We start from the raw sequence: 22462 nt of genomic DNA, 5'->3' as shown, positions 1-22462 counted from the left end.
TTATCTTCGTTTAAAATAACCCAACAATTTCTTTACATAACTTTCATCAACCCTACAACTTAAGGCACCTGCTCCGCTCTTTAAAAAAGCATCTTCAAAATAGTCAACGCGCTCCCGATAGTATGCGTAATACTCGTTTCTTACTCCTTTAGAGGCTGTATTCACCAAAAGCAATTCGCCGGTTTCTTCATCCTGCATTTGCACCATCCCTAGATTTGGAATGGTCTCTTCGTGTTTGTCGTAGATACGAATCCCCGTCACATCGTGTTTCCTGGAAATAATTTTCAGGGTGTCCTTATAGTCGTCTGTAATAAAGTCGGAAAGCACAAAAACGATGGCTTTTTTCTTCATCACATTGGTTAGGTACTTTAGTGCCTGAGCGATGTCTGTTTTCTTACTTTGTGGTTTGTGTTCCAGTAATTCCCGAATAATTCGAAGTACATGCGATTTTCCTTTTTTCGGCGGAATAAAAAGCTCTATTTCATCTGAAAAAAGTATAAGTCCGATTTTATCATTGTTCTGCATTGCCGAAAATGCAAGAGTTGCGGCAATTTCGGTAACGATTTCACTTTTAAACTGTGTATCTGTTCCGAAGAATTCGGACCCGCTAATATCGGCCATGAGCATCATGGTGAGTTCGCGTTCTTCTTCAAAAACCTTAATAAACGGTTCATGGTAACGCGCCGTTACATTCCAATCGATATTACGCACGTCATCCCCAAACTGATACTGACGCACCTCGCTAAAGGTCATTCCGCGTCCCTTAAACGTACTGTGATACTCGCCACCAAACACGTGATCGCTCAAACGACGTGTTTTAATCTCGATTTTACGTACTTTTTTAAGAAGTTCTTTTGTATCCATTTAAACGGTTCAAATGTTTTAAGAAATAAGGTTCAGAATGCAAGCAACTTTGAACTTGAAACTTTGAACTATTAGGGTACTTCTATCTCGTTAACGATTTTGTTAATGATGTCTTCGGAAGTAATGTTTTCGGCTTCAGCCTCATAAGAAATCCCTATACGATGACGAAGTACATCGTGCACTACGGCGCGAACGTCTTCAGGAATTACATACCCTCTTCGTTTGATGAAGGCGTAGCATTTTGAAGCCATTGCCAGATTGATACTTCCACGAGGGGACGCACCAAAACTAATAAGTGGTTTTAGATCAGCCAAACGATAATTCTCGGGAGTACGAGTGGCGAAAACAATGTCGAGGATGTATTTTTCAATTTTTTCATCCATATACACTTCGCGAACTGCGGCCTGTGCTCTTTTTATCTGATCCAGAGTAACGACCGGATTAATTTTTTCGTAGCCTTCTTTTAAATTCTGACGAATAATAAGCTGTTCTTCTGCAATTTGAGGGTATTTAATCACCGTTTTTAGCATAAAACGGTCTACCTGTGCTTCGGGCAGCGGATAAGTTCCTTCCTGCTCAATTGGGTTTTGTGTTGCCATTACCAGAAAAGGTCTGTCCAATTGGAATGTAGTATCTCCAATGGTAACCTGTTTCTCCTGCATGGCCTCCAGAAGTGCCGATTGTACTTTGGCAGGAGCACGGTTAATTTCATCTGCAAGAACGAAATTGGCGAAAATAGGTCCTTTTTTAATGCTGAAATCGTTCAGCTTCATGTTGTAAATAAGTGTTCCCACCACATCGGCTGGAAGCAAATCGGGGGTAAATTGTATCCGACTAAAACTTCCGTGTACTGCTTTTGATAGGGAGTTAATCGCTAATGTTTTTGCTAATCCCGGGACCCCTTCCAACAAGATGTGTCCTTGTCCCAGTAAGCCTATGAGCAGGCGTTCCACCATGTGTTTCTGCCCTATAATTACTTTATTAATCTCTAAAGAGAGGATGTCAACAAACGCACTTTCCTTTTCAATTTTTTCATTTAATGCGCCAATATCCAAGGCGGTTTTTACTTCTTCCATGTTAAGATTATTTTCAAATAACGGTATTCGTATTAAGGACACGCAAATTGGAAATTTATTACTTAAAATCCTGTTAATAATTGGTTAAAAATAAAAAGGGTAAACGCTTCACGTTTACCCTTTTCAATTGCATTATTTTACTTCAATTTACAACTCCAAATCAATAGTGCCAAGTGTTGTAATCTCACCGTTTACCACTACCACATCCTCTATTACAATTGAAGGCAATCCTGCAGATGCTTCAGTTTCCACAGTTACAGTGTAAGTTCCATTTGGAACTCCACTTAATACAAAGGCACCCTGAGCATTGGTGTAACTTGAAATTTCAAGCAACCCACTTTTTGCAGTTACCAAGGACTGTAGACCAATAGGCAATACAGTACCCGAGATGGATCCACTTTCGGCAACTGTACTCGCTCTAATAACCGGTTTTAAACTATAGTTTCCATTTCCTTGAACTACAATAGACTCTTCAACATCGAAGTCGAGAATAAATTCATAAAAAATCCCGGCTTGCAATGTCTCGTTTACCTGAATTTTTAAACCTGATTGTTGTGCACTGGGCGTTGCAAGGGGATACGTTTGCCCGTCGATAACTACTGTGTTGTTATCTCCTAACACCAATCTAATCTGACTTACTGTTCCGGCAGGAATTTCATCGTCTACCAATAATACAGAAGCACCACCTGTAAGTTCAAGTAGATTGTACACTCCTGCGTTTACCTGTCCTATGGAAGTTTCGGTTTCACTGCCGTTAGTTTTAATAACAACATCTCGAACATCCACATACACGGCATCATAATCTCCCGGAGCATCGGTAAGTTTCACCGACATTCTCGCATTTCCTTCTGTAGGTTTATCATCATCGCTACAAGAAGCAAATCCTACAAACATTAACACAACTAGACTTAATTTTAATAAATTTTTCATTTTTCAAAAATTTTGGGTTTGTTTAAGGCAAACATAATCGAGCTTCGCAACAAAATTTTTCAAGTTAACATTGATTAACACCATATTTAACCCGCTATTAACTTTATAAAATGTTAAAGAAGTTATACTTTTAGAGAAAGAATTTGAATGAAAAATAAAACAGCACTTATCACAGGAGCGACATCGGGGATAGGCAAGGCAACTGCCTTCCTGTTTGCAAAAAACGGCGTCAAACTAGTACTTTGTGGACGCCGAGAGGAGCGCTTAACTGAAATAGCTTCCCAATTACAAAAATACACACAGCTGCATACCCTTAGCTTCGATGTGAGAGAAAAGGAAACCGTTTTTACAAAACTTCAGAACCTCCCTGAAAACTTTTCAGAAATAGATATTTTAATCAACAACGCCGGAAATGCACACGGCTTAGACACAATGCAGGAAGGAAGTACAGACGATTGGGATGCCATGCTGGACATTAATGTAAAAGGACTTTTATACGTTAGCAAAGCCGTCCTCCCGCAAATGTTGTCTAGAAAGTCAGGCCATATCATTAATATTGGTTCGACAGCGGGCAAGGAAGTCTATCCTAAAGGCAATGTGTATTGCGCCAGTAAACATGCAGTTGATGCCATTAATCAAGGAATGCGATTGGACCTCAACGGAACCGGTATTAAGGTAGGAGCTATCAACCCCGGAATGGTGGAAACCGAATTTAGCGAGGTGCGGTTTAAAGGAGATAGTGAGCGAGCCGGCAAAGTATATCAAGGGTTTACTCCCTTACAACCCGAGGATATTGCAGACATTATTTGGTTTGCCGTCACGCGTCCACCACACGTTAATATAGCCGATTTAACCGTAATGTCTTTGGATCAGGCTTCTTCTACGATTGTCAATAAAATTTAAATGTCTCCTCGAGCGCAGTCGAGAGGTTTTAGAAAAATAAATGTTAGGTCTCGACTGCGCTCGACCGGACAACCAGAACAATGATCAACAAACGCCTTTTAATTAAAAACCTTTTAGCTCACAACGATGAGAGTAGTTTCTATGACAAAAAGCGAAGTATCGATCTGGGAACCAAGGAAGGCAAGGCCAAGTTTTTAAAACATATCTGTGCCCTGAGCAACAGCAACCCAAAGAACAATTCGTTTATAGTAGTTGGTGTAGAAGACGAGACCAATGAGATTCGCGGCGTCGATTTTTTTGATGACAGTAAAATTCAGAATCTAATAAACGCCTATCTTACTAATGCGCCTTTAATTATTTATGAGAATGTGGCTTTTCCGCATTTGCCGGAAGACAAGGTTGTGGGGCTGGTGACCATTAGGCCCAACGGGAAGATTACCTCCTTGCGGAAAAACATTTGGAAATACTGGGGCGGTTCCATTTTTCTACGAGACGGGAGCATTTCAATGCCCAAGGATTTTGACATTGTGATCGAAGACGTTAATTCGGCTATTGTTCACGCCATAGAAAAAAATGCAAAAAATAACATTGAGCTTACGCTCGATGGGGTGATCGATTTTATCAACCATCGTCACAGCGATTTGGAATCGAATTATAAGGTGTTCAAAGAATTATTCGTGGTATGTTGGGCCGGAATTACCAAACACGTAAAAGGAGAAACCTATTATTCCAGGGTTGACATCGAACTGATTAATGAACAGGTTCGGCTCTTTTATTCGGCCTTGGACGAAATAAGTATTGCCTATAATGAAGAAGAATTTAGAATCACCGAATACGTTCATTTGGGATTGAACAACCAGTATAAATACTATCCGTTGGAAGAGGTGACCATCACTTTTGGTGATAATGGCTCACATCATATCGATTCGAAATTAATTTTCGAACCGCCTCGTTTCAATAAAAAAACATTGCATCATATTTACAACTCGAACAATGCGTTAATTGAAAAACTGAAAAAGAATATTCCCTTAATTCCTTCCGAAGAAAAAGATTTGGTGCATCTTCCTGCCACCTATCTTATCTGTTATTTGAATGATTTTACGGACGCGATGGAAAAACTATACGAAGCCAAGGGATTGCTGAAGCAAACCAATGGCAAGGTATACCAGGCGTTTAAAGAATCGGTCAGAATACTTCGGAAAGTGAAGTACAATTAACCTATTTCTTCACGATCTTTTGTGTTATTACCCCGAATTCTGTCTTTATTCTTAGAAAAAAAACACCGCTGTCCAATAGTGCAACATCGATAACTTCAAATTCATCAGTTTTTACGATAACCCTTCTCCCTTGCACATCAATTAGTTCAATTTGCTCTATTGCCAACTGATTCTTGTTAGCAATAAAAAGTTTGGTGTCCATAGGATTTGGATACAATTGAAACCCATGGTTGTGATACTCCTCGACACCAAGGAAGCAATTTTGGGGCAAACCCTCAGAATTATAACAAAAATCGTCCAAGTAATACAAATTGTCCGTGCTAATAGATTTAAAATTAATTCCCCCCAAACTGGTGGGACGATCTCCTGTAGCATTTGCAAAATCTGTTCCGGGCGGCAACACCTCTTCTTTATTGATGTACACTTGCCAAGTCGCTGCCCCCATTCCGGCATTAATATCGAAAAGCAAATGAACACTGAACCAAGTATCATGGGGAAAGCTGAAGCTATACGGGCCACCACTTACATCCTCTATACTTCCCATCCCGGGGCTGTTATTATCCCGGTTAAAGTAAAAGAAGCCCACATCGGTCGATGTCCCCACAGGCACCTCTCCTTTGATAATCCATGTGGCTTCTTGCGTTAGTGGAACATACATCGAGAACTGAATCGCCCAGGTGCCAAATATTTTATTCCCAAGATTCAAAATCGCATCAGTCGTTCCGTCATCGGGAATTACTCCAGACATAGAGCCGCTGCGTGATATGTGGGATGTAGAAATAATGGCACAACCCGCACCTCCTCCGCAATCAGCATCGGTCCAATGGTCTTGAGAAATGGGTTGCCCATCGGTATAACTTTCCATATCGTCCATAAACTGACCAAAACAACCGGCACTTACAAATACTAAGAGAGTAACTATCTTTTTCATAAGAATATTATTTGGTTAATACTTTATATAGAAATGAATTGCATATTTATAAGCTATAGCCTGTCAAATTGAGCTTTTAGTAACAAAAAAGAATAAAAACAGACTAACAGTTTTCATAAGACATTCTTTAAAAAAACCGGGGAGAAACTTAAAGATAGGAATTATAAATTACTCCTTTTTAAAAAATGAAAATTTACTACCTTTAAACTTCAACTTTTTAAAATTTACATCGCATGGGCATTTTCGATAAGATCAAAGAAAAACTAAGTCACGAATTTATAGACATTATTGAATGGCTGGATTATACAGACGATACCATCTGCCACCGTTTTGAACGCTACCAAAATGAAATTAAGAACAACGCCAAGCTCATCGTCCGGGAAGGACAAGCAGCGGTGTTCATTAATGAAGGTCAGTTAGCAGATGTCTTTAAACCGGGAACGTATACTCTAAATACTCAAAACCTGCCCATTTTAACCACTTTAAAAGGATGGAAGTACGGATTTGACAGTCCGTTTAAAGCCGAAGTGTATTTTGTAAATACCCACCTTTTCACCGATGAAAAATGGGGCACCAAAAACCCGATTACCTTAAACGATGAACGTTTCGGATTGGTTGAGATACGCGCCTTTGGAACCTATGCCTACAAAATTAATGATCCCGGAAAATTTCTCATCGATATAGTAGGAACCGATAATAATTTTACCAATTTCGAAATCAACGAGCACCTAAAAAGCCTCATTGCTACGCGTTTTACAGATACAGTAGGTGAAGCCAATCTTCCCATCGAATTGTATGCGGCAAACACCACCGAGCTTTCGCAAACCTGTAAAGAAGTGATGCAGCCCGAATTTAACAGCGTGGGAATTTCGTTGGAAAAATTCTTTATTGAAAATGTCTCTATGCCCGAAGATCTTAAAAAAGAAATCTTCGAATACAGCCGTATCGACAAACTGGATTTGGACAAATTAACCAAGTTTAAAACTGCAAAAGCCATTGAAGCTGCTGCTTCCAATGAAGGCGGAACTGCCGGCGCCGGAATGGGAATGGGTATGGGCTTTGTGCTAGCCCAGCAAATGGGCGGGATGATGGCTCCTCAAATGGGCGGTCAACAACAAGTCCCAATGCAACAACACGGTGGCGCTATGCCGCCTCCTATGCCGGTCGCGGTACAGTATTTTTATGCGGCCAACGGACAACAAGCAGGGCCTGCAACCATTGAGCAGCTAAGTGCTTTGTTTGCCAATAGAACCATTAACAAAGATACTCTTGTTTGGAAGCAAGGAATGCAAAATTGGATGGCCCTAAACGAGGTGGACGAACTAAAAGCATTTTTAGGTGGAAATACCCCACCACCGCTTCCGGGACAATAATTTTTTGTCATTCCGAAGAAGGACCGACTGAGAAATCTCTTTCAGAAAAAAGATTCCTCGCCTTGCTCGGAATGACATATCGTTCGTTTCTAAAACAATGGAGGAAACCAATCCACAAAAATCTGAGCTTAAAAAATCCTGTGTCAACTGCGGGGCCGAATTGCTCTATGCACCCGGTACCACCGAGCTCAAATGTGAATACTGCGGGCATACCCAGGAAATTGCACCTTCAGAAAATGGTTTTAAGGAATTAGAATTACAGCCCTTTCTCGACGAATTGGGAACCCAATCGCACAGTGAAAAAATCACCATGCTGGATTGTAAAAACTGTGGTGCGCATCAGCATGTGGAAGAAAATTACAAATCACTTCACTGCGTATACTGCGGGATGCCACTGATAGTAGAAGATATGTACAGGGAGGATTGGATTCTCCCCGGAGCCGTACTTCCCTTTCAGATGGACCAGAAAAAGGCACATCAACTATTTAAAAAATGGGTGGATAGCCTGTGGTTTGCTCCCAACGACTTAAAGAAAGCTGCGATCGATCCGCAAAATACCAAAGGATTGTATTCCCCATATTGGACTTTCGACGCACAACTATCGGCCACTTATACCGGGCAGCGTGGCGATTATTATTATGTAACCGTTCCCTATACCACCACAGTCAATGGGAAATCTGTTTCCCGAACCCGACAGGAACGGCGAACACGTTGGACTTATGCTTCAGGTAGTATTAGCGGCTTTGTGGATGATACTTTAATAAAAGCTTCACAGCAAAAGACAGGAACTATTCCACCAAAGGTGGCGCGTTGGGATCTGAAACAATTACAGCCCTTCGACAGTAGTTTTTTGGCAGGATTTGTCACCGAAAAATATACCATTCCGTTAAAAGAAGGTCATTTGGAATCGAACAAGGAAGCTCAAAAGATTGCCGATCGCTGGGTAAGAAGAGACATTGGGGGTGATACCCAACAGGTAAGCAGCATCAATATGAAATTGAGTGAAGAAACCTTTAAACATATTCTACTTCCGGTATATGTAAGCGCGTATCGCTTTAAAGGAAAACGCTATAACTTTTTCGTAAACGGACAAAACGGAGCGCTCTCGGGACAGCGTCCCTATTCATTCTGGAAAATTTTCTTCTTTGTAATGGCAATTCTCGCAGTGCTTGCCGTGATTGTAATCTTTATGAAATAATGAGAACACTGGTAGTTGGTGACATACACGGCGGATTAAGAGCTTTACAGCAGGTTTTGGGACGGGTAAATTACACCCGGGAAGATACCTTTATCTTCGTAGGTGATTATGTAGATGGTTGGGGTGAATCTTCGGAAACCATTTCGTTTTTGATAAATTTTTCTGAAAAATACCACTGCATCTTTCTACGTGGAAATCATGAGGAATTATTGTATCCCTTTCTGAAGGAAAAGATTAACAATCCAATGTGGCTTGCTCATGGTGGCGCAGCAACCAAGGAGAGCTATGCAACTCTTTCTGAAGCAGCAATCGAAAAACACATACAGTTTCTGGAAGGACTTGAAAATTATTATATCGATTCCGAAAACCGATTGTTTGTGCACGCCGGGTTTACCAATATGCACGGACCTCAGCACGAATACTTTCCCAATCTGGTGTATTGGGACCGGACACTTTGGGAAATGGTGTGTTCAATGGACAGCGATCTTTCATACAATGAGGAAACCTATCCACAGCGTTTAAAGCTTTTTCATGAAATAGTTATAGGGCATACTCCGGTTACCAGAATTGGAAAAACCACGCCCGCTAATTTTGCAAACGTTTGGAATGTAGATACCGGAGCTGCGTTTAAAGGACCCCTCACCATTATGGATGTGGACACCAAAGAATTTTGGCAAAGCGATCCGGTTTGGAAATTATACCCCGAAGAGCAGGGAAGAAATTAATTGGGTTGCACCGTAAAGGCCAAAACTTCAGTAATTACATGACAATCGTCTTCTGTACGTGAAACCGTAACTGTATTGCTGTTAAAAGTTTGATAGTTGCTTCCGGAAATAGTAATTATATAGTTTCCTGCACGTTCTCCGGCTCCCAAAAAAACGGTGTCGAAAAATTCTAATGTTTCCGAATAGTTTCCATCGGTTACGGTTACGGTAACTTCCCCGGCTGTCAATACAGCCGAAGTATTGGCATCCCGAACGGTTACCTGGAGTCCGTATACAAATTCTTCGGTACAAAAAATAGCACCGTCGTCATTGTTGTTTTTATTGCAGGAGCATATCACTGCCAGAATTAATAGAAAACTTAGCTGTCGCATCTTTTTTATTGATAAAACGTATTTCTGAATAAAAACGTATTTAAAAAAAAACCGCTTCGGTTGAAGCGGTTTTTATACAATTAACACTCGGGCATTTCGTCCCTGCCTAACGGTAGGCAGGCTCCGCTCAATGCCCAAAAATATTTAATGTCTACAAATCAAACTTGATTCCTTGTGCCAAAGGCAACTCGGTCGTATAGTTTATTGTATTTGTTTGTCTTCTCATATATACTTTCCAGGCATCACTTCCGCTTTCGCGTCCGCCGCCGGTTTCTTTTTCTCCTCCAAAAGCGCCTCCAATTTCGGCACCTGAAGTTCCAATATTTACGTTTGCGATTCCACAGTCGCTTCCCGCAACCGATAAGAATCGTTCGGCTTCGCGTAGATTATTCGTCATAATTGCAGAAGATAAACCTTGATTTACCCCGTTTTGAAGTTCCAAGGCGTCTTCAACCGTTCCGCTGTATTTCAGCAAATAAAGCACCGGGGCAAAGGTTTCGTGTTGTACAATTTCGAAGCTGTTTTTTGCTTCAGCAATCGCAGGTTTCACATAACATCCGCTTTCATAACCTTCACCGCTCAACACACCGCCTTCAACGACGATATTTCCGCCTTCGGCAACCACTTTTTCCAAGGCACTTTCATACATACGTACCGCATCCTTATCGATAAGCGGTCCAACGTGATTGTTTTCGTCTAAGGGATTCCCAATTCGCAACTGACCATAGGCTGAAACAACCGCTTCCTTTACCTTATCGTAAATACTTTCGTGAATAATCAATCGACGAGTTGAGGTACAACGCTGTCCGGCAGTTCCCACCGCTCCAAAAACAGCGCCAATAACGGTCATTTTTATATCGGCATCGGGAGTTACAATGATGGCATTGTTTCCACCCAATTCCAATAAGGATTTCCCCAAACGTTCTCCTACAGTTCTTCCCACAATCTTACCCATACGAGTAGATCCTGTTGCTGAAATTAAGGGAACACGCTTGTCGGTAGTCATATATTCTCCTACCTTATAATCACCGTTTACCAAACAGGAAATACCTTCGGGGAGATTGTTGTCTGCAAATACTTTGGCAGCAATTTTCTGACAAGCAACTCCGCATAATGGAGCTTTCTCAGAAGGCTTCCAAACACATACATCGCCACAAATCCAGGCCAAGGCAGTATTCCATGCCCAAACGGCTACCGGAAAATTAAACGCCGAAATAATTCCAACCACTCCTAAAGGGTGATATTGTTCATACATTCTATGGCCGGGACGCTCTGAGTGCATGGTCAAACCGTGCAATTGTCTGGAAAGACCCACTGCAAAATCACAGATATCGATCATTTCCTGAACTTCTCCCAGGCCTTCCTGGTAACTTTTTCCCATTTCGTAAGAAACCAATTTTCCAAGAGGTTCTTTTAATCTTCTTAATTCATCTCCGAATTGACGCACTACTTCCCCGCGAAGTGGGGCTGGTGTTACTCTCCAGCTCTTAAAAGCGGAAGTTGCCTTCTGCATTACTTTTTCGTAATCTTCTTTTGAAGTGGTGGTTACTTTTCCTATTAATTTTCCATCTACGGGAGAATAGGAAGCGATTTCGGGACCGTTGGAAAACCAATCGTTTCCGGTGGAAGTTCCTTGATTAAGGTCTTTGATTCCCAGTTGTTGAAGTGCTTCTTCGATCCCAAAGGATGTTGCTACAGTTGACATAAATATAGAGTGTTTTTATTCGCGAATTATTGAGCTGCGAAGGTACGTAATACTGAGAAGAATTTGAAATGAATCCGAATGTCTTTCGGAAATGTGTTTGTTATCCGGGAAAATTATGAGTCGGCCGTAAACCGCGGATCAGCTTCCATTACAGTGCCGCACTTATTGCAAGTACGATGCTCTTTGCTTCCGTAGAAAATTTTGAAATGTTTCAGGAAATCCCTTTCGATGTCTTCCAGTGGAAAATACACCTCGTACAATTTGTTGTTGCAATTGTCGCAAAACCACAGGAGACCGTCTTTGGCTCCCGAAGCAGCACGCTTCAATTCGACAACCAATCCTATTGAATTGTCCTTACGCACCGGCGAATGCGGAACTTTTGCAGGATGTAAATACATGTCGCCCGGACCCAATTTTATGGTTCGTTTTTTCCCTTCGTCTTGTACGTGAACTTCTATTTCACCTTCCAATTGGTAGAATAATTCTTCGGTTTCGTTGTAGTGATAATCCTTTCGGGCGTTAGGACCGGCCACGATCATCACAATATAATCACCTGCATCTTTATACAGATTTTTATTTCCCACCGGAGGTTTTAACAAGTCGCGATTTTGTTCTACCCACTTGTTTAAGTTGAAAGGTTCCTGAATAGCCATTGCCGTATTTTTAGGTTTATAAAAATACGGCAAAAGCTTTAAAAGAAAAAGTCTTGTGTAGTATTACTTTCTATAGAATAGTTGCGTAAAGTAATAAGTACCCTCGGGGCTTTTCATAATTCCAAAGCCTGAATGCGTATAATTACCTTCTATAATTCCTTTATGGCCATCACTATGTAACCAAGCAGTAACAACCGCTTCGGCTGTAGCATAACCAAATGCGACATTTTCGGCAACTACTTCGGCTCCTCTTTGCTTTAAAGCTTGAGAACGAATTCCAAAATTGTCATGACTTATTTTTTTAAGATCAATCATATACTGTGTGTGATCTACTGCGTATGCTGAAGCATATTGTTGATCTTTTGCGATTGCTGAAAGCCCTATTGAAGCTCTGTGCTCATTGACAAGCACCAGAATTTCATTGGCCATTTGCCAATCGGTTTCCTGAGCAAGATTAAGATCAATTGTGTAATTTGCTGTTTCCGGAGCAACTCCTTCGTCTTTTTGACAGGAGGTAACGAGGCTCATCAAGGCCATGGCCAATAGGCCGGTTCTAAGTAGGTTCATAATTACGGGGGCATCAAATTTGGGGCATGATGCAGGTTCAAATATATAAAAAATTCTTACATATTTTGCATTTCATCGAATATTTAATGCATTTAATCGATTTTAAGAATACTTTTTGCTTAAATTTCCTACAGCGATTCGTTGATAAACCTTCGGAAAATAAGGGATTTTAAGTTATCTTCGTTTGGAAGAAAAAAAATTACAAATGACTAAAATTTTAACACTTTTTGCCCTGATCTCGTTGGTTTTGGGGTGTGAAAATCCACAAAAAACCTCCGAAAAAACTTCAAAATCGGACCAATCTGAAATAAAAAATGCAGAAAATGCAGAAAATTTCGGAATTGTAATTCACGGGGGTGCCGGAACAATTCTGAAAGAAAATATGAGCGATTCGCTTGAAGCTGCTTATAAAGCCAAGCTGGAAGAAGCAATAAGAGTAGGGCACGAAATATTGAAAAATGGAGGTACTGCTATGGAAGCAGTTACAAAAACCATCAATGTGATGGAGGATTCCCCGTTGTTCAACGCAGGAAAAGGAGCGGTCTTTACACACGAAGGCACCAACGAACTGGACGCTTCGGTCATGGATGGTGCTACCTTAAATGCCGGTGCGGTTGCAGGAGTTACTCGGATTAAGAACCCAATTGATCTCGCTCTTTCTGTAATGAACGATTCACCTCATGTGATGCTAAGCGGTAAGGGCGCCGAAACATTTGCTATAGAAAAAGGTTTCCAATTGGTAGATCCCTCCTATTTCTTTACTGAAAGCAGATTTCAATCGCTACAACGCATTCTGGAAAAAGAAAAAACGGAAGCCGTAAAAGACAATAAGTCGGCTTTTGCCGATCCGTTTATAAAAGATTCAAAATTCGGAACCGTGGGATGTGCTGCCTTGGACAAGAACGGCAATCTGGCGGCCGGAACATCTACCGGTGGGATGACCAACAAACGATGGAATCGTATTGGCGACGCGCCCATTATAGGCGCCGGCACCTATGCAAACAATGCAACTTGTGCAGTATCTTCGACAGGCTGGGGAGAATTTTTCATCCGAGCCATGGTGGCGCACGATATTTCAGCATTGATGGAATACAAAGGACTTAGCTTGCAGGAGGCTGCAAAAGAAGTGATTCAGAAAAAAGTACCTGCCTTGGGTGGCGATGGCGGAATTGTTTCTATAGATAAAGATGGTAATGTCGCAATGGAATTCAATACGGCCGGAATGTACCGGGCCCATATGAACTCCGATGGCGAATTGATAATTGGGATTTATAAAGACTGAATATGAATACCCCTTATTACGCAGTAATTTTCACCTCCCTTCAAACTCCGGATACCGCCGGATATTCGGCAATGGCAGAAGCAATGGAAAAACTGGCTGAAAAGCAACCTGGTTATTTAGGACTTGAACACGCCCGAAGCGAATTGGGTATCACCATCAGTTATTGGGAAAATTTGGAGGCTATTTCAAATTGGAAGGCTAACCTAGACCACCTGGAGGCTCAAAAATTGGGAAAGACTAAATGGTACCAATGGTATAAAATAAGAATCTGCAAAGTCGAGCGGGAATATGAATTTGAGAAATTCTAGCAATTATTTTTCCCTTATATAATCACTCGTTTTGTTAAACTCTTCATAAATCTTAAAGTGCTCTATACGATGACGCCTTATATCTGCGTTCAAAAAGCCACCACCTTTCCTAATACTTTAGTAATTTTTAATAAGATTGAGCATTTTCGCATATGCGACCTTGGTCTTAACCTCTGCCGTTTTCATTATTGAAAAACGGAGTAGAAATTACGCATCCCTTTTTGTAACTTTAATTCGTTAAATCCATCGTTTATGAAAAACCTGCACCGTTTTCTCGCCATCACGCTTATCCTCCTTATTTCTTCATGTAGTGACAAAAATGAACCTTCAAAAACCGACAACTTATTTAAATTTAAAGAATATATTAGTTACAATACCTACGGAAATCAGTCGATCGCAACTCCTATTCGTATTGAACTATCCAAACCTCTGGAGCAGTTCGAAATCACTCAGGAAATTCCTTCAGAATACATAAAAATTTCGCCCAGGACCGAAGGGAAATTAACCATAGAGAATGGTCGCACCCTTATTTTTCAGCCTTCAGAATACCTGAAGCCCGACACCGAATATACCGTGACAGTAAAACTCGAAAAGCTCTACGAAGACATCGAAAAAGAATTCAAAAACTACACCTTCAGCTTTAAAACCATCACCCCGAATTTTAAGTTCGATCTGGGAAATTTGCAATCTTATAGCAAAAAATGGCAATACGTAGACGGCGTTTTGGAAACTGCCGATTTAATTCCACTGGAAAAGGCGAAACAACTTATGGAAGTGGTTCAGAATAAAAAGAAAGTAGCTGTAAAATGGACATCCGATAAAGGCTATGCAAAATTTTTCAACTTTACCATAGACAGTATTCAGCGTGCTATCGACGATTCCGAGATTGAAATTCGCTGGGATGGAAAACCCATCAAAAGCAAAACAAAAGGAACTAACAATTTTAAAATTCCGGGGCAAAATAACTTCTCGATCGTAAATTTAAAAAGCACCTTATCGCCGCAGGCATCGTTGTCCATCAACTTTTCGGACCCCCTTAAAGAAGATCAGAATTTTGCCGGATTAGTCTCCATTGAAAACACCACCGATCTTCGTTTTGAGGTCGATGGCAATGTGCTGCATGTGTATCCTCCAAACAGAGTGATTGGAAACGTTCGGGTAACCGTTTTCGACGGAATTAAAAATACCGAAGGCTTTGGATTAAAGAAGGAATTTTCGGAATTGGTCTCTTTTGAACAATTAAAACCTGCCATCCGACTTATTTCCAGCGGAACAATTTTACCTGAAGCTGCCTCGACTCCCATCTATTTTGAAGCCGTAAATCTTACTGCTGTCGATGTGCGTGTGATTAAGATTTTCGAAAATAACATACTTCAGTTTTTGCAGGATGCCGATTTTAACGATCCCAATTATTACGACATCCGAAAAGTAGGGCGTCGTATCGCAAAAAAAACAATCAATTTACAGGAAAATGCCATAGGCGATAACGGCCTGTGGAAAGCCTATGCCATTAATTTATCCGAATTTTTCAAGGCAGATTCCGGAGCTCTTTACCGAATTGAACTCAGTTTTAAACAAGAATACAGCACTTACGATTGTGCTTCGGCCGGCACTACTTCAAACAATAATGAAGAGGAGGAATACGAAGAAGATTATTATTATGAAGAAGATTACAGTAGTCAAGCCACCGGTGACGAAGACGAACGAGAAGAACGCTACTGGGACAACGAAATTTACAGATGGCGAAATTACACTTACAACTGGCGGCAACAAGACAATCCTTGCCATGAAGCCTATTACGGTGAAGATCGTGTGGTAAGCACCAACGTTTTGGGGAGTGATTTAGGACTCATTGTTAAAAAAGGAACCAATCGCACTTACCATTTTGCAGCGACAAATTTATTGACCACCAAGCCGGAAAGCGGTGTGAAAATAAAACTCTTTAACTATCAGCAACAACTTGTGGGCTCTGCCACCACCGAAATCGACGGACTAACATTTATTGACAGTGACAAAACCGCCGCCTTTGCCATTGCGCAACGGGGAAAGAATTACGCCTATGTAAAATTAGCCGATGGGAATGCTCTTTCATTGAGCAATTTCGATATTTCAGGGCAACAATTGCAAAGAGGTTTAAAAGGATTTATATATACCGAAAGAGGCGTACATCGCCCGGGAGATAGTATTCACCTTACCTTCGTCCTAGACGATGTCGACAACCCGATTCCTAAAAACCATCCCGTAAAACTGGAAGTCACAGATGCGAGAGGAAAACTTGTACAACGTACCATTCTAAATACAACCAATACCACTCCACCAAACACGCAAGGTATCGCCAAGGCAGGTGGTGGCTTCTATTATTTTCCTATCAAAACAGAAGCTTCGGCACCTACAGGGAATTGGAATGCAACTATTAGTGTAGGAGGCGCCTCCTTCAGTAAAAATTTAAAAGTGGCGACTATAAAGCCCAACCGACTTAAAATTAAGCTGGATTTTGAAGACGAGATTCTGGATGCAAGTAAGCCTGTAAAAGGGACTGCGACAGGCTCTTGGTTGCATGGAGCGCCGGCTCGCAATTTAAAGATTGAAATGACCGCAACGTTGCGCACCACCAATACGGCCTTCGATAAATTTAAAAATTACAATTTTAATGACCCTATAAGAACCTTCGATGAGGTTGAAATACCAGTGGTAAATACAACTCTTTCTGCGGAAGGAATTGCATCTTTTTCTGAAAATTTTGAAATAAGCAAGAAGGCTCCCGGAATGCTGAAAGCTACTTTTTTAACCAAGGTATTTGAAGGTGGTGGCGATTTTTCCATAGATGTATTTTCAAAAAATGTTGCGCCTTACAGTCACTTTGTGGGGTTACGCTCGCCCGAAGCACATCGATACGGTTCCTATTTCACCGATGAGAATACGGTTTTTGATGTCGCAACCGTCGATACACAAGGAAATGCCAGCGGAAATCGGGAAGTGGAAGTAAAAGTGTTTCGCATTGAGTGGCGCTGGTGGTGGAATAGAAGTTACGACAACCTTTCCCGCTATGAAAGCTCCACCGTTCATCGTCCTGTAAAGGAATTTAATCTCACCACAAACGCTTCAGGGAAAGCAAATTTCACAGTCAATATTCCTGAAGGCGATGGAGGAAGATACTTGATTCGGGTAATCGACAAACAATCCGGACATGCAACCGGGCGTATTGCCTATTTCTACAAAAACTGGTGGAAGGCTCCAATGGACGGCGATGCTGAAAGTGCTAAAATGCTGGTCTTTTCGGCTGACAAAGAAAAGTATAACGTTGGCGATGAAGCCGTCATTAGCTTCCCGTCAGGAAGTGAGGGACGTGCGCTGCTGAGTGTTGAAAACGGAACGGAAGTGCTCATGACAAAATGGTTGGAAACCAAAAAGGGAGAAACAAAAGCTACGCTGAAAATAACGAAGGAGATGACACCCAATGTGTATGTAAACATTTCATTATTGCAACCCCATGAGCAGACAAAGAACGACCTTCCTATTCGTTTGTATGGTGTAATTCCCATGCTGGTTGAAGATCCAAGTACAGTTCTACACCCCAAGTTGGAAATGCCTTCTGTCTTGAAACCGGAAGAAAAATTTACTGTAAAAGTTTCCGAAGCAAATAACAAAGTGATGACCTATACCATTGCGGTGGTCGATGAAGGGCTTTTAGATCTCACTCGTTTTGAAACCCCAAAAATTCATGAGGCATTTTATACCCGGGAAGCCCTGGGAGTAAAAACCTTCGATGTGTTTGACTATGTAATCGGAGCCTATTCGGGAAGTGTTAATAATATCTACGCTATTGGAGGAGGTGATGAAGCCGCCGGCGCTAAAAATAGAAAAGCAGATCGTTTCAAGCCTGTTGTTAAGTATTTAGGGCCATTCGAGTTAAAAGCAGGAAGTAAAGCATCGCACCAAATTACCATGCCTAATTATGTGGGGTCGGTACGTACCATGCTGATCACAGGAACTACTTCAAAAAGCGCCTATGGAAAAACCGAACAAACCACTCCGGTGCGTAAGCCCTTGATGGTATTGGCATCACTGCCTCGAAAACTATCTCCTGGCGAAAAAGTGACATTGCCGGTTACCGTTTTTGCCATGGAGAAAAAGGTGAAAAACGCTACTGTTTCGGTAAAGGTTGGAGATGGCTTGCGCCCCGTAAACGGAGTTTCAAAAAGTATTTCTTTTACCGAACCGGGAGAGCAGATCGTGAATTTCGAATTTGAAGTGCTTCCCTCATCCAGCATTCAAACCGTGGAGGTAAAAGCCTCGGGCAATGGTGAAACTGCTTCCTATAAAGTAGAAATCGACGTTGAAAATCCGAATCCGATAACCCAAAGAACGGTTCAGTATACGCTTTCAGAAAATGGCAATGAGACCATCAATTTTGAAACTTTCGGCGTAGCGGGAAGTAATGGAGCCTTATTAGAATTTTCTACGCTACCACCTATGGATTTCGGAAAACGCATGGAATATCTTATTCAGTATCCGCATGGCTGTGTTGAACAAACAACTTCGGCGGCATTTCCACAGTTATTCCTGGCGGAAGTATTCGACATTACCTTTGACAAGAAAAAAGAAATACAAACAAACGTTGAGGCTGCTATCCGAAAATTAGGGACTTTTCAAAACACTGCCGGCGGCATGAGTTATTGGCCGGGCGAAGGGGAGTCCGATCCATGGAGCACCAATTACGTGGGACATTTTATGCTGGAAGCCAAACAGAAGGGATATGCCCTCCCAATTACTTTCCTTAGCAATTGGTTACGCTACCAGCAAAATACAGCACGACAATGGCAAAACAACGATACCAGATATAATTCGAGCTTAGAACAGGCATACCGATTGTATACGCTCGCCTTAGCCGGACAGCCTGAACTGGCAGCCATGAACAGATTGCGGGAATCGAAAAACGTTAGCAATGACGCCAAATGGCGTTTAGCAGCGGCCTATGCTTTGGCAGGGAAAAAGAATGTGGCAGCGCAAATTGCACAAACTGCAAACATAGATTTTAAACCCCAACGCTATGATTATTACACCTATGGTTCTCCTTTTAGAAACAGGGCCATGGCCTTAGAAACCATGGTGCTCTTGGAAGATTCGAAACAGCGAGAAACCGCAGTTTCACTGGCAAAATCACTGTCATCACAACAATGGTACAGCACTCAGGAAACTTCATACGCCCTGCTTGCCATGGCTAAAATGATTACTAAAAATGGCGGGAAAGATATGGAGCTTTCATTTACGCAAAATGGCAAATCAACAACCGTTAAAACAGATAGAGCAGTCGCTCAACGGGATATTGCCATCGCGATGGGAGAAAATTCGGTCACAGTTTCTAATAAAAAAGGAAATGTGGTGTACGTTACACTGGTACAAAAAGGGAAATTACCACTGGGTGATGAGTTGGCGGAACAGCGAAACCTCAGCATAAAAGCTGAATATCTGGACGGTGACGGAAAGGCGATGGATGTCTCCAAACTTCGGCAAGGAACCGAAATAATTGCCAAGGTTTTGGTTACCAATACCTCGAATGATTATATAGACAATGTTGCACTCACAAAAATTTTCCCGAGCGGCTGGGAAATTGTAAACACAAGTTTTACCGAATTAGGAGGCGGAGCAGATGGCAGTGCTCGCTATACCGACATTAGAGATGACCGCGTCAATTTCTATTTCGATGTACAGGCGAAAAAATCTAAAACCTTTACGGTAAAATTGAACGCGTCCTATTTGGGAACCTATTATTTACCCGGAACTCAGGTAGAAGCCATGTACGACAATACCTATTACGCCCGAAACAAAGGAATCTGGGTGGTTGTAGAAAAATAATTAGACTGATCTGGTCACTTCGGCTACGCTCAGTGACCGAAGTGTAATTGTGTTAAGTTGTCATGCTGAGCCTGTCGAAGCATCGAATGAGTAATTAAGAAAGATCATTTTGAAATCGGAATCAAAAATCCTGCAATACCTTAAAAGGCACAAAGTCAAACTGACTTTAGTGTTCGCGGGCTTTGGCTTTTGGCTTTTTTGCCTTCCTGCTCCGCTTTTTGATGTGTCATCTGCAACGGTTGTCGAAAGTAGCGAAGGAACTATGCTGGGAGCCCGTATTGCGGATGATGGTCAATGGCGTTTTCCAAAAATGGACTCAGTTCCCTACCGATTTGAACAGAGCGTTATTTACTTTGAAGATGAATACTTTTACCAACATCCGGGGTTTAATCCGGTCTCGATGTCTAAGGCTCTCTGGAATAATCTCACGACCGATTCCCGTCGTGGGGGAAGTACCTTAACGCAACAGGTAATACGACTGTCCCGCGAAAATAAACAGCGAAGTTATGCCGAAAAATTAATTGAAATAGTCCAGTCCACACGACTGGAAGCCGGAAAATCGAAAAAGGAGATTCTAAATTTATATGCTTCCTATGCGCCTTTCGGCGGAAATGTGGTGGGTTTGGAAACTGCTTCTTGGCGTTACTTCGGAATTCCTGCCACGGAGCTTAGTTGGGGACAATCGGCTGCCTTGGCAGTGTTGCCCAATGCGCCCTCGTTGATATTTCCGGGAAAGAATGAAGCCATCTTTTTAGAAAAACGAAACCGACTGCTATTGAAATTGTTCCAGAAAGAAATCATCGACAAGACAACTTACGAATTGGCTGTTGCCGAAAATTTACCCGGAAAACCCTATCCACTGCCAGAAATTGCGCCACATTTTACCGAAAAACTCAGGCGAGAACATTCCGGAAAACGAATTCAAACAACACTATCCTATGCGCTTCAGCAAAAAATAAATACGATCACCAAAGAGCATCATTATGTTTTGGCCCAAAATCAGATTCACAATCTAGCTGTACTAATTCTAGATGTCAACACCCGTGAAGTATTGGCCTATGTGGGGAATGCGCCAACAACTCGCGAAAACAATAACTTTGTAGATATCATCGACAAATCCCGTAGTACCGGAAGCATCCTAAAACCCTTCCTCTTTGCAGCAATGCTGGATAGTGGCGAACTGCTCCCAAATACTCTTGTTGCCGATATTCCCACCACCGTAAATGGATACAGTCCCGAAAATTTCGACAAGCAATTTAACGGAGCGGTCCCGGCGAGTCTCGCCTTGTCACGTTCTCTAAACGTTCCTGCAGTTAGAATGCTTCGTGAATACGGCTTAGACCGATTTTATAAACGCTTACAGGAACTAAATTTTAAGGGAATTACGAAGCCGGCCGATTATTACGGTTTGTCTCTAATTTTAGGAGGTGCCGAAAGTTCTTTATGGGACATCACCAACGCCTATGCAGGAATGGCATCAACACTTCAATATTTTAATGGGTCTTCAAGCGAATATCGCACTCAAGAATTTTCAAATCCTGTTTATATAAAAGGTGCGCAAGCCAAATTTGGGGAAATTCAGTCGAAACCTCCGGTTTTTAATGCAGGGTCCATTTTTGAAACCTTAAACTCCCTCCAAGAAGTAAATCGCCCCGAGGGAGAAGTAAACTGGAACTTTTTCAGTAATTCCCAACCCCTTGCGTGGAAAACAGGAACGAGTTTTGGCTTTAAAGATGCCTGGGCCGTGGGTGTAACTTCAGAATATGCCATAGGGGTTTGGGTTGGAAATGCCGATGGCGAGGGGCGTCCCGGACTTACCGGCATTCAGGCTGCAGCCCCGGTGCTCTTCGATGTGTTGGATGTGCTCCCTCGAAACGATTGGTTTGCCATACCATATGATGAATTGATCGAAACTGAAATCTGTGCGAAAAGCGGACATTTAGCCGGAGTGTATTGTGATAAAACTTTGTTGGAATGGATTCCGAAGGTCGGTTCCAGAACCACTCCCTGTTCGTACCACCAAAGAGTCTTTTTAACCTCTTCTGAAATGTATCAGGTAAATTCGAGTTGTTATCCCCTAGCCCAAATGCAGCAAAAAAACTGGTTTACGCTTCCGCCTATCATGGAGTATTATTACGCATCACTACATCCCGAATACAAAGTTTTACCTCCTTATGCCGAAGGTTGTTTACAAGCAGGAGAGCGAAAAATGGATTTTATCTTTCCGAAGAAAAACGAAGCAATTCTCTTGCCCAAAAACTTCGATGAAAATGTAAACGAGGTTATTTTTAAACTAGCGCATAGAAGTCCGGAGACAATTGTCTATTGGTATTTAGACACCCAATTTATTGGTAGTACTCAAACCTTTCATGAACTAGCTTTGGCTCCAAAACCCGGCAAGTACCTGCTTTCTGCAACCGATCAGGAAGGGAATGAGGTAAGTCAGAAGATAGAAATCACAGCAGCATCCATGTAAATTTTGAAGAGGCAATAACTCCCTTCC

Annotated in this window: 17 protein-coding genes; 9 read left to right on the top strand and 8 right to left on the bottom strand. The window is 41.8% G+C overall.

All coding sequences use genetic code 11. The features are described 5' to 3' along the window. From ATE92_RS05840 to ATE92_RS05830, 3 genes are all read right to left on the bottom strand, one after another. Entirely contained in the window at nt 1-864 is an 864-nt protein-coding gene (locus tag ATE92_RS05840; RefSeq protein WP_100802813.1) for a DUF58 domain-containing protein, read from the bottom strand. Between the two features lie 71 nt (nt 865-935). Continuing rightward, nucleotides 936-1940 (bottom strand): MoxR family ATPase, encoded by a 1005-nt coding sequence (locus tag ATE92_RS05835; protein ID WP_100802812.1) that lies wholly within the window; start codon nt 1938-1940, stop codon nt 936-938. Between the two features lie 147 nt (nt 1941-2087). Beyond that, complete coding sequence (locus ATE92_RS05830) at nt 2088-2870, bottom strand: DUF4382 domain-containing protein (protein ID WP_232729120.1); 783 nt, start codon at nt 2868-2870, stop codon at nt 2088-2090. A gap of 147 nt (nt 2871-3017) precedes the next feature. Here ATE92_RS05830 and ATE92_RS05825 point away from each other — a divergent pair, with 147 nt between their 5' ends. Further along, nucleotides 3018-3773, top strand: coding sequence for an SDR family NAD(P)-dependent oxidoreductase (locus tag ATE92_RS05825; RefSeq protein WP_100802811.1), 756 nt, complete (start codon nt 3018-3020; stop codon nt 3771-3773). 80 nt (nt 3774-3853) lie between these two features. Next, nucleotides 3854-4990, top strand: coding sequence for an ATP-binding protein (locus tag ATE92_RS05820; protein ID WP_100802810.1), 1137 nt, complete (start codon nt 3854-3856; stop codon nt 4988-4990). A gap of 1 nt (nt 4991) precedes the next feature. Here ATE92_RS05820 and ATE92_RS05815 read toward each other — a convergent pair whose 3' ends face one another. Further along, a complete protein-coding gene (locus ATE92_RS05815) occupies nt 4992-5921 on the bottom strand; it encodes a T9SS type A sorting domain-containing protein (protein ID WP_100802809.1) in 930 nt (309 codons plus the stop codon). Nucleotides 5922-6154: 233 nt separating this feature from the next. Here ATE92_RS05815 and ATE92_RS05810 point away from each other — a divergent pair, with 233 nt between their 5' ends. The 3 genes from ATE92_RS05810 to ATE92_RS05800 all read left to right on the top strand — a co-directional run bounded on the left by ATE92_RS05810 (nt 6155) and on the right by ATE92_RS05800 (nt 9217). Continuing rightward, nucleotides 6155-7294, top strand: a complete 1140-nt coding sequence (locus tag ATE92_RS05810; RefSeq protein WP_100802808.1) for an SPFH domain-containing protein — start codon at nt 6155-6157, stop codon at nt 7292-7294. 97 nt (nt 7295-7391) lie between these two features. Continuing rightward, nucleotides 7392-8492 carry a DNA helicase PriA gene (locus ATE92_RS05805; RefSeq protein ID WP_100802807.1) on the top strand — a complete coding sequence of 367 codons (1101 nt, stop codon included), beginning with the start codon at nt 7392-7394 and terminating at the stop codon, nt 8490-8492. Then, entirely contained in the window at nt 8492-9217 is a 726-nt protein-coding gene (locus ATE92_RS05800) for a metallophosphoesterase family protein (RefSeq protein ID WP_100802806.1), read from the top strand. Before ATE92_RS05805 ends, ATE92_RS05800 begins: the two co-directional genes overlap by 1 nt. On the opposite strand, the gene ATE92_RS05795 is transcribed toward ATE92_RS05800, so the two are convergent. From ATE92_RS05795 to ATE92_RS05780, 4 genes are all read right to left on the bottom strand, one after another. Beyond that, nucleotides 9214-9588: a hypothetical protein gene (locus ATE92_RS05795; RefSeq protein ID WP_100802805.1), complete on the bottom strand. Its 375-nt coding sequence runs from the start codon at nt 9586-9588 to the stop codon at nt 9214-9216. The two genes, ATE92_RS05800 and ATE92_RS05795, sit on opposite strands and share 4 nt — an antisense overlap. 151 nt (nt 9589-9739) lie before the next feature. Next, nucleotides 9740-11293, bottom strand: coding sequence for an aldehyde dehydrogenase family protein (locus ATE92_RS05790; protein ID WP_100802804.1), 1554 nt, complete (start codon nt 11291-11293; stop codon nt 9740-9742). Nucleotides 11294-11406: 113 nt separating this feature from the next. Then, nucleotides 11407-11946, bottom strand: coding sequence for a 3-hydroxyanthranilate 3,4-dioxygenase (locus ATE92_RS05785; RefSeq protein ID WP_100802803.1), 540 nt, complete (start codon nt 11944-11946; stop codon nt 11407-11409). A 63-nt stretch (nt 11947-12009) separates the two neighbouring features. Beyond that, nucleotides 12010-12513 carry a CAP domain-containing protein gene (locus ATE92_RS05780; protein ID WP_100802802.1) on the bottom strand — a complete coding sequence of 168 codons (504 nt, stop codon included), beginning with the start codon at nt 12511-12513 and terminating at the stop codon, nt 12010-12012. A gap of 205 nt (nt 12514-12718) precedes the next feature. Between ATE92_RS05780 and ATE92_RS05775 the strand changes: the two genes are divergently transcribed. From ATE92_RS05775 to pbpC, 4 genes are all read left to right on the top strand, one after another. After that, complete coding sequence (locus ATE92_RS05775) at nt 12719-13795, top strand: isoaspartyl peptidase/L-asparaginase family protein (protein WP_100804364.1); 1077 nt, start codon at nt 12719-12721, stop codon at nt 13793-13795. A gap of 2 nt (nt 13796-13797) precedes the next feature. Next, a complete protein-coding gene (locus ATE92_RS05770) occupies nt 13798-14103 on the top strand; it encodes an antibiotic biosynthesis monooxygenase (RefSeq protein ID WP_100802801.1) in 306 nt (101 codons plus the stop codon). A 252-nt stretch (nt 14104-14355) separates the two neighbouring features. After that, on the top strand, nt 14356-19959 hold the full coding sequence (locus ATE92_RS05765) for an MG2 domain-containing protein (protein ID WP_100802800.1): 5604 nt from the start codon (nt 14356-14358) through the stop codon (nt 19957-19959). Between the two features lie 169 nt (nt 19960-20128). Continuing rightward, on the top strand, nt 20129-22435 hold the full coding sequence (gene pbpC / locus ATE92_RS05760; RefSeq protein ID WP_232729119.1) for a penicillin-binding protein 1C: 2307 nt from the start codon (nt 20129-20131) through the stop codon (nt 22433-22435). Nucleotides 22436-22462 lie beyond the last annotated feature (27 nt).

It is taken from the genome of Ulvibacter sp. MAR_2010_11, from assembly GCF_002813135.1.
Taxonomy (GTDB): Bacteria; Bacteroidota; Bacteroidia; order Flavobacteriales; family Flavobacteriaceae; genus Altibacter.
This window is presented reverse-complemented; position numbering and strand designations above follow the sequence as displayed.